Here is a 6,922-nt window from a genome sequence, read left to right as displayed (position 1 = left end):
GCTTGAGCGCTTCATTGTCGGCTGGCCAGTTCCTGATCTTGTAGGTCGGTGGGGTCGGTCTGCTCATGCACCCCAGCTATCACGCTGGTTTCACGAGATGAATCCCCTACAGGATTTGTGCAACAGAACCCATTGACGGCATCTTTTTCGGGCCCGCGGACATCGCCGCGGACTTCGGCAAGCTCGGGCAACCCGAGGACGCGGAAGTCTGGCGCGCGATCACCACAGCCGCCAAGGAGGTGCGCTCTTTGGGCAATCCCGTCGGCACGCCGATCTCGAACCCTGAAACGGCGATCGACCTTTTGAATGACGGGTTCTCATTCGTGGCCCGCGGCACCGACGCCGGTCTTTTTGCAAAAGGCGCGCAAAACCTGCTGGGCAACGTGCGGTCGCGGACCGTGTGCGGCTCGCAGGACATGGGATAGCCTGCATCGGGCCAGCAAGCCATGATCCGGGCATTCAGATATGAACGTGATCTGCGACGGGGCCCTGTGTCTCGGGCAGCTCGGTGGCTGATATCGAGTGGGTCATCTTGACGTAAAGAAGGCGTGGGCAACCATCAGATCAAAATGCGCCCCGCCCGCGTTCTTGTAGAGGGTGATATCGTCGCCCTCCCTTTCAATCGGGGCCGCAACAAGGTCAAAGAGGTCGCCCAAGATATCAGCGGGGCTCAGAAGACCGCGCGAGACCGGATTGCAGATGTCACCGGTATGGTCGACGGCCGTGAGGCGGCAATCGACGAATACCTTTGCCCGGGTCATCAGGTCGTCATCGGCCTCGCGCATGTCGGGCGCGTATCCGCCGACCAGATCAACATGGGTTCCGGGACGAACGTCCTCGCCGGTGATCAGCGGGGTGCGGGTACCCGTCGCGGCAGAAATGATGTCGGCCTGGGAAATGGCCTCCCGCAGGTCGGAGACGATTTCGGCCCGGTGTCCGGCAGACAGGAGCCGGTCTTGCACGGGCTTCAGACGACTGGCCGTCCGGTTCCACAGGAGAACGCGCTTCAGTGACGGGCGCGCATGAAGATGCGCGTCCACGAGGGCTTCCGAAATCGGTCCGGCACCTAGGACCAGCAAAGTCTCGCTGTCCGCACGCGAAAGCAGGCGAGATCCGAGCGCGGAATCCGCCGCCGTCTTCCAGCGGGTCAGCTCCGGCCCGTCGAAGAAGGCGCGGAACTGCTTGCTTTCCTCGTCGATGACCGCGAACACCGCGTGTTCCACCGGCGTTGGAACCGGCCGGGTCGTGTTGGGCGGGTGGATCGAGGCGATCTTCATCCCCGCGCCCCATCCCGGCAGTACGACACCCCGGCCAAAAAGCGTGTACGGAGGCGTGCTGATCAGAATGTCCTGAACCTTAGGCGGATTGCCGGCATGTCCGCGGGCGAGGGCATCGATTGCCCTCTCCCAGGACATGGCTTCCCGAAGTTCCGTGGCGGAAACGAACTGCATGCCCGGTCACAGACTTGCGACCGGAGCGCCGAGCCGATCCCAGTCCGGCTCCACACCGAGACCCGGCGCGTCGCTCATCGCCATGTATCCATCCTTGATGACCGGCCCGCCCTCGGCGATCGGGAAGCTCTGGTACTCGTGGAAGGCCGAGGATTGGAAGTGCAGCTCCCTCGGTGTCGAATGGGCCAGATGGGCCGTCGCCGCGTCGGCGATCTCGCCGCCCCAGGTATCCTCGATCGTCATCATGATACCGAGCGAGGCGCAGACATCGCGGATCAGCCGGGATTTCGACAGCCCGCCCATGCGGTTGATCTTGAGGTTGATGCCGTCCATCGCCCGGTCCTGATGGCCGCGAAGGATGACTTGAAGCGACTCCATGCACTCATCAAGGATCATCGGCTGCGCGGCGTGGTCCCGCACCACCCGGCATTCCTCGTAAGTCGTGCAGGGCTGCTCGAGATAGAAACTCAGATCCGAAACCGCCGATACCACGCGCACGGCGTCATGCTGCCGCCAGCCGCAATTCGCGTCCGCGCCAAGCTTGTTGCCCACCTTCAGTTCGCTCGACACCTTGCGGATCCGGACGATATCCACGTCCGGATCGGCGCCGACCTTCATCTGGAACTGCGTGAAGCCCTGTTCCTGATACCCGATGAGTTTTTCGGCCATGACCTCGGGCTCGTCCCGCGACACGACTTTGAACAGCCGCACCTTGTCCTGGAGCCGTCCGCCGAGCAGGGCATAGAGCGGGCGGTTCACGGATTTCCCGAGGATGTCGAGACAGGCGATGTCGATGGCGGATTTTACATAAGGATGGCCCTTGAGCAGTTGGTCCATCCGCGCGTAGATCGCTGCGGTGTTGCAGGGATCCTCGCCGATCAGGCCCGGCGCCAGGGTCATGATGCCGGTCCGCGCGCCTTCGGCATAGGCCGGAAGATATGCCGGCCCGAGCGGACAGATCTCGCCCACGCCATAGATGCCCTCGTCGGTCTCGATCTTGACGATGGTGCTGTCGAACGCGTCGTAGCTCTGGTTGGACCAGGAATAGGGGCCGTTCTTGATCGGCACGCTGATCTGGTAGAGGGTGATTTTGGTGATCTTCATCAGCGTGCTCCCATGCTGGGTTTATCGGACAGCCAAAAATATCCGCAGGATCGTCCCGCGAATATTGATCGCGCAGGGCGAGAAATATTGTATGTCTGGGTCAAATCATGGAAGTCGCGGCGCCGGTAAACGCAATGACGCAAAGGACGGAATACCAGTGGATCGGGCCGAAGATGGCGGCACCGGAGCTCAAGACGCCGCTGAAGGTCGGTATCGTTCCGACGCCCGACTTCACCCTGTTGTCCCTGTCCTGTCTTGTCGACTATCTGCGCCTCGCTGCCGACGAAAGCGACTTCAGCCGGCAGATCTACTGCTCCTGGTCGGTGCTGTCCGACGACGAGCGGCCGCTCGTCTCAAGCAGCGGCCTGTCGCTTCAGCCGACCGCGGACATGAGCAATCTGGATCAGTATGATTGCCTGGTGTTCCATGGCGGTATCATGCACTCCCATCGTGCGATCCCCCAATATATCTATGACGCGATCCAGCATGCGCTCGACTGGAACATTCCCGTCGCCGGCCTCTGCACCGGGCAGTTCTTGTTCGCGGAAATGGGGCTGCTCGACGACAGGAGATGTGCCGTCCACTTTTCTCTTGAGCCCTTGCTGCGCAGGCATTTCCCGCGGGTTACGCCGATTTCGGACCAGCCCGTCGTGGAGGATGGCCCGTTTCTGACCTGCCCCGGGGGCCTCGCCGCTCTCAATCTGGGGACCACGCTCGTGTCCAGAAAGTGCGGCGCGGTCCGGGCCGAGAAGGTTCTGCACTACCTGATGGCCGACAAGAAAACCATCTTCGATAGCACGCCGGGTGAACGGCAGGACTATCTGGGGGAACATTGCCCGGACCGGCGGGTCGCGAACGCCGTCGGCATCATGCGCCAAAGTCTCTATGAGCGCAGTTCAGTGTCGGACATCGCCCGCCAGGTTGGTACATCGCGCCGGGAGCTGACCCGTCTGTTCAACCGGTACCTGCGGGTCTCTCCGGCCGAATACTGGCGTGATATCCGCCTCTCCGCGGCACACTGGATGGTTGTGAACACGGATCGATCAATCGCCCAGATTGCTTATGAAAGCGGGTTCGCGGACAGTTCCCACCTCATCCGCTGGTTCCAGAAGCGCTACGAACTGAGCCCCACCGCACTTCGCCGAAGAGCCACCTCCACCGGAGGCCACTAGCTCTTACCGAAATATGACCCAGATATACAATTATTGAATCGTCGAATGCCAGAGGGTTTCCGCGTTCCAGCATCGCACCGCGACACGCCGCGGCTCAAAGCGAAATGGGCTGGGAAAGTGGGAGGTCCTTATGAAAATTTCGAACTGCTTCGCCGGTCTCGCAACCGTAGCCGGGATCGCCATGACCGCTCAGGTGGCTCATGCCGACATGCTCGACGACATCATCGCGGACGGTGAACTGAAGTGTGGCGTCATGCTTGACGTTCCGCCCGTCGGCATGCGGGACAACGACAACAACCCCATCGGCTTCGATGTGGAGTTCTGCAAGGACATGGCCGCCGCCCTCGGCGTCGAGGCAGTGATCGTCGAAACGCCGGCACCCGATCGCATCCCCGCAATCCTGTCGGGGCGCGTCCATATCGGGGTGGCCTCGGCCACGAACTCGCTCGAGCGGGCGAAGTCGGTTGCGTTCAGCATTCCCTACCAGATCTGGGACGTTGGCATCGCCATCGCCGCCGACAATACCGACATCACGTCGGACGCCGATCTGGCCGGCAAGTCCGTCGGCACCGTGCGCGGCACCACGGGCGAGGTGGCCTTCCTCGACGCCTATGAAAAGGGATTGAAGGATTCCGGCACGACCTACACGTCCTTCAGCACGAACTCTGAGCAGTTCCTGGCGCTGCAACAGGGCAAGGTCGACGCCATCGTCGAGGCGACCACGATCTTTGGCGAATACGTCAAGGGCGCCGGTGCGGGCGAGATCCGTGTCTGCTGCACCCTTGCTTCGGCACCCGCCGACTGGACCGGCCTGATGGTCAAGCGCGACGAGCAGGGCTTCCTGAACTGGGTCAACCTGTTCGTCTGGCACGAATGGAAGAACGGCCGCACAAACGAACTGTACAACGCCTGGTTCGGCTACGACGCACCGTCGATGGCCTTCCCCGGCGTGCACGGCTACTGACCGCAATCCCGGCAGATCCAAGTCATCCGGGGAAACTCCCCGGATGACGCTTGGTATCTGCCGTCCTACCAGAACAGGGGTCCCCGATGTTCGACTACCGATTCCAATGGCGGGTTGTGTGGAAACACTGGCCCGAGCTTCTGGATGCAGCGCTGCTGACGCTTCAGATCACGGTGCTGTCGGTCATCTTTGGCCTGCTGATCGCAATGGTGCTGTCGGTATGGCGCCGGTCGGACAACAAGATCCTCTACTGGTTCACCGCGACCTGGGTCGCGCTGGCGCGCAATACGCCCGCCCTGCTGCAGATCTACCTCGCATACTTTGGCCTCGGGGCATTCGGCATTCACATATCGCCCTATTTCGCGGTCCTCATGGCAATCACGTTCAACAATGCGGGCTATCTCGCGGAAATCCTGCGCGGTGGCATGGATGCGGTCAGCCCGTCGCAGCGCGGCGCGGCATTGGGGCTGGGGATGAATTCGCTTCAGATGTACGTCTACGTCATCTTCCCGCAGGTGCTGAAGGCGGTCTTCCTGCCGATCACGAACCAGATCGTCTGGGCGATGCTGGGCACCTCGATGGGGATGATCATCGGCCTTCAGGAACTGACCGGCATGACGACGTTCCTGCAGTCCCAGACCTTCCGGCCCTTCGAGTTCTACCTTGCCGCCGCGGTGGTCTACCTGATCGTGGTCGAGACCATCCTGGTCAGCTCCCGTCTGCTCGCACGCCGTGCCTTCCGTTGGTGAGGATGAATACATGAACAACCTTTCTTTCTCCTTCACCTCCAATGACTTCCTGCTGATGCTGCAGGGCGCGGGGATCACGTTCTTCCTGACGCTGGTCAGCGGTTTCGCCGGATCGGTTCTGGGGTTCCTCGTCGGCTGGGGCCGGTCGCTGGGCGTGAAGTGGCTGTACTACCCGCTGGGCATCTACATCGAGGTGATCCGCTCGGTGCCGCTGATCATTCAGTTCGTGCTGTTCAACAGCTTCCTGGCGATCGCGGGATACCCGATCAATCCCTTCGTCTCGGGGCTGATCACGCTGTCGCTCTACATCGCCGCCTATGTGGCGGAGGTGGTCATGGCCGGGATCCATTCGGTGCCGCCAACCATGGTGAGGGCAGCGCGGGGCCTCGGTCTCGGCTACTTCCAGAGCTTTCGCTACGTCGTCGTCCCGATCGGCGCCCGCACGGTCCTGCCGTCCTGGACCGGTCTCATGCTCGGCCTGATGAAGGACACGTCGCTGATCGCCGTCCTCGGCGCGTCCCCGCCGGAACTCCTGCGGGCTTCCCAGATCGTCATCACGCGCATTCAGGAGCCCTTGGCAATCCTGATCGGAGCCGGCGCGTTCTACTTCGTCATGTGCCACGTCATCACACTAGCCGTCCAGCGTTACGAAAGATCCTGGACCTCCAAAGGAAAGGTCGAAGCATGATCAAGATCGAGGGTGTCCGGAAGTCCTTCGGCTCGCTGGAAGTTCTGAAAGGCATCGACCTCAACGTCGAGAAGGGCGAGGTTCTTTGCCTCATCGGCGGCTCCGGTTCGGGCAAGTCGACGCTGTTGATGTGCATCAACGCGCTCGAGAACATCCAGGCCGGGCGGATCGAGGTCGACGGGATCGATGTTCACGCATCATCCACCGACAAGAACAAGCTGCGCCAGAAGCTCGGCATCGTGTTCCAGCAGTTCAACGCCTTCCCGCACCTGACGGCACGCGACAACGTGGCTCTGGCGCCGCGCCGCGTCCTGGGCATGAGCAAGGCCGAAACCACGGAGCTCGCCGAACACCATCTGGCGCATGTCGGGCTTGGCAACAAGCTGGACCACTACCCGTCGCAGCTCTCGGGCGGACAGCAGCAGCGACTGGCCATCGCGCGGGCGCTCGCCATGAAGCCGGATTATATGCTGCTTGACGAGGTCACCTCGGCGCTTGACCCCGAACTCGTCGGAGAGGTGCTGGATACGCTGCGACTTCTGGCGGCCGAAGGGATGACCATGATCGCGGTAACGCACGAAATCCCCTTTGCCCGTGAGGTCGCCGACCGCGTGGCCTTCTTCCACGAGGGTGTAATCCACGAAATCGGCCCCGCGAAGGAGTTGATCAACAACCCGCAGATGAAGCGGACGCAGGAATTCCTCGGCAAGATTCTCTGAGGTACGGTCGGGGTCGGTCGTGCCCGGCGGCCCTGCGGTTTACACCGTCTCTCTCGCCATCGGCGGCAAACGTGA

The 6,922-nt window shown here is 61.9% G+C and carries 8 protein-coding genes; 6 read left to right on the top strand and 2 right to left on the bottom strand.

Annotated features, from left to right (window positions below):
• Positions 1 to 101 precede the first annotated feature (101 nt).
• The gene (locus tag OEZ60_RS20405) at positions 102 to 425 is read left to right on the top strand and encodes an aldolase/citrate lyase family protein (RefSeq protein ID WP_317852854.1); all 324 of its coding nucleotides are present in this window, start codon (positions 102 to 104) and stop codon (positions 423 to 425) included.
• A 102-nt stretch (positions 426 to 527) separates the two neighbouring features.
• Here the strand turns inward: OEZ60_RS20405 and OEZ60_RS20400 are convergent, their stop codons facing one another.
• Both OEZ60_RS20400 and OEZ60_RS20395 read right to left on the bottom strand, forming a co-directional pair.
• The gene (locus OEZ60_RS20400; RefSeq protein ID WP_263340348.1) at positions 528 to 1,451 is read right to left on the bottom strand and encodes an ornithine cyclodeaminase family protein; all 924 of its coding nucleotides are present in this window, start codon (positions 1,449 to 1,451) and stop codon (positions 528 to 530) included.
• A 6-nt stretch (positions 1,452 to 1,457) separates the two neighbouring features.
• Positions 1,458 to 2,555: a mandelate racemase/muconate lactonizing enzyme family protein gene (locus OEZ60_RS20395; RefSeq protein ID WP_263340346.1), complete on the bottom strand. Its 1,098-nt coding sequence runs from the start codon at positions 2,553 to 2,555 to the stop codon at positions 1,458 to 1,460.
• Positions 2,556 to 2,662: 107 nt separating this feature from the next.
• Here OEZ60_RS20395 and OEZ60_RS20390 point away from each other — a divergent pair, with 107 nt between their 5' ends.
• The 5 genes from OEZ60_RS20390 (at position 2,663) to OEZ60_RS20370 (ending at position 6,847) form a co-directional block, all read left to right on the top strand.
• Positions 2,663 to 3,727: a GlxA family transcriptional regulator gene (locus OEZ60_RS20390; protein ID WP_263340344.1), complete on the top strand. Its 1,065-nt coding sequence runs from the start codon at positions 2,663 to 2,665 to the stop codon at positions 3,725 to 3,727.
• Positions 3,728 to 3,857: 130 nt separating this feature from the next.
• A complete protein-coding gene (locus OEZ60_RS20385; protein ID WP_263340342.1) occupies positions 3,858 to 4,691 on the top strand; it encodes a transporter substrate-binding domain-containing protein in 834 nt (277 codons plus the stop codon).
• A gap of 86 nt (positions 4,692 to 4,777) precedes the next feature.
• Positions 4,778 to 5,440 (top strand): amino acid ABC transporter permease, encoded by a 663-nt coding sequence (locus OEZ60_RS20380; RefSeq protein WP_263340340.1) that lies wholly within the window; start codon positions 4,778 to 4,780, stop codon positions 5,438 to 5,440.
• A gap of 10 nt (positions 5,441 to 5,450) precedes the next feature.
• Positions 5,451 to 6,128, top strand: a complete 678-nt coding sequence (locus tag OEZ60_RS20375; protein WP_263340338.1) for an amino acid ABC transporter permease — start codon at positions 5,451 to 5,453, stop codon at positions 6,126 to 6,128.
• Entirely contained in the window at positions 6,125 to 6,847 is a 723-nt protein-coding gene (locus OEZ60_RS20370; protein WP_263340336.1) for an amino acid ABC transporter ATP-binding protein, read from the top strand. The genes OEZ60_RS20375 and OEZ60_RS20370 overlap by 4 nt, the downstream gene beginning before the upstream one ends.
• Positions 6,848 to 6,922 lie beyond the last annotated feature (75 nt).

Origin of the sequence: Albidovulum salinarum (assembly GCF_025673475.1) — a bacterium.
GTDB lineage: Bacteria > Pseudomonadota > Alphaproteobacteria > Rhodobacterales > Rhodobacteraceae > Albidovulum > Albidovulum salinarum.
Note: the sequence above shows the minus strand (reverse complement) of the source record. Positions and strands in the feature narration are given on the sequence as shown.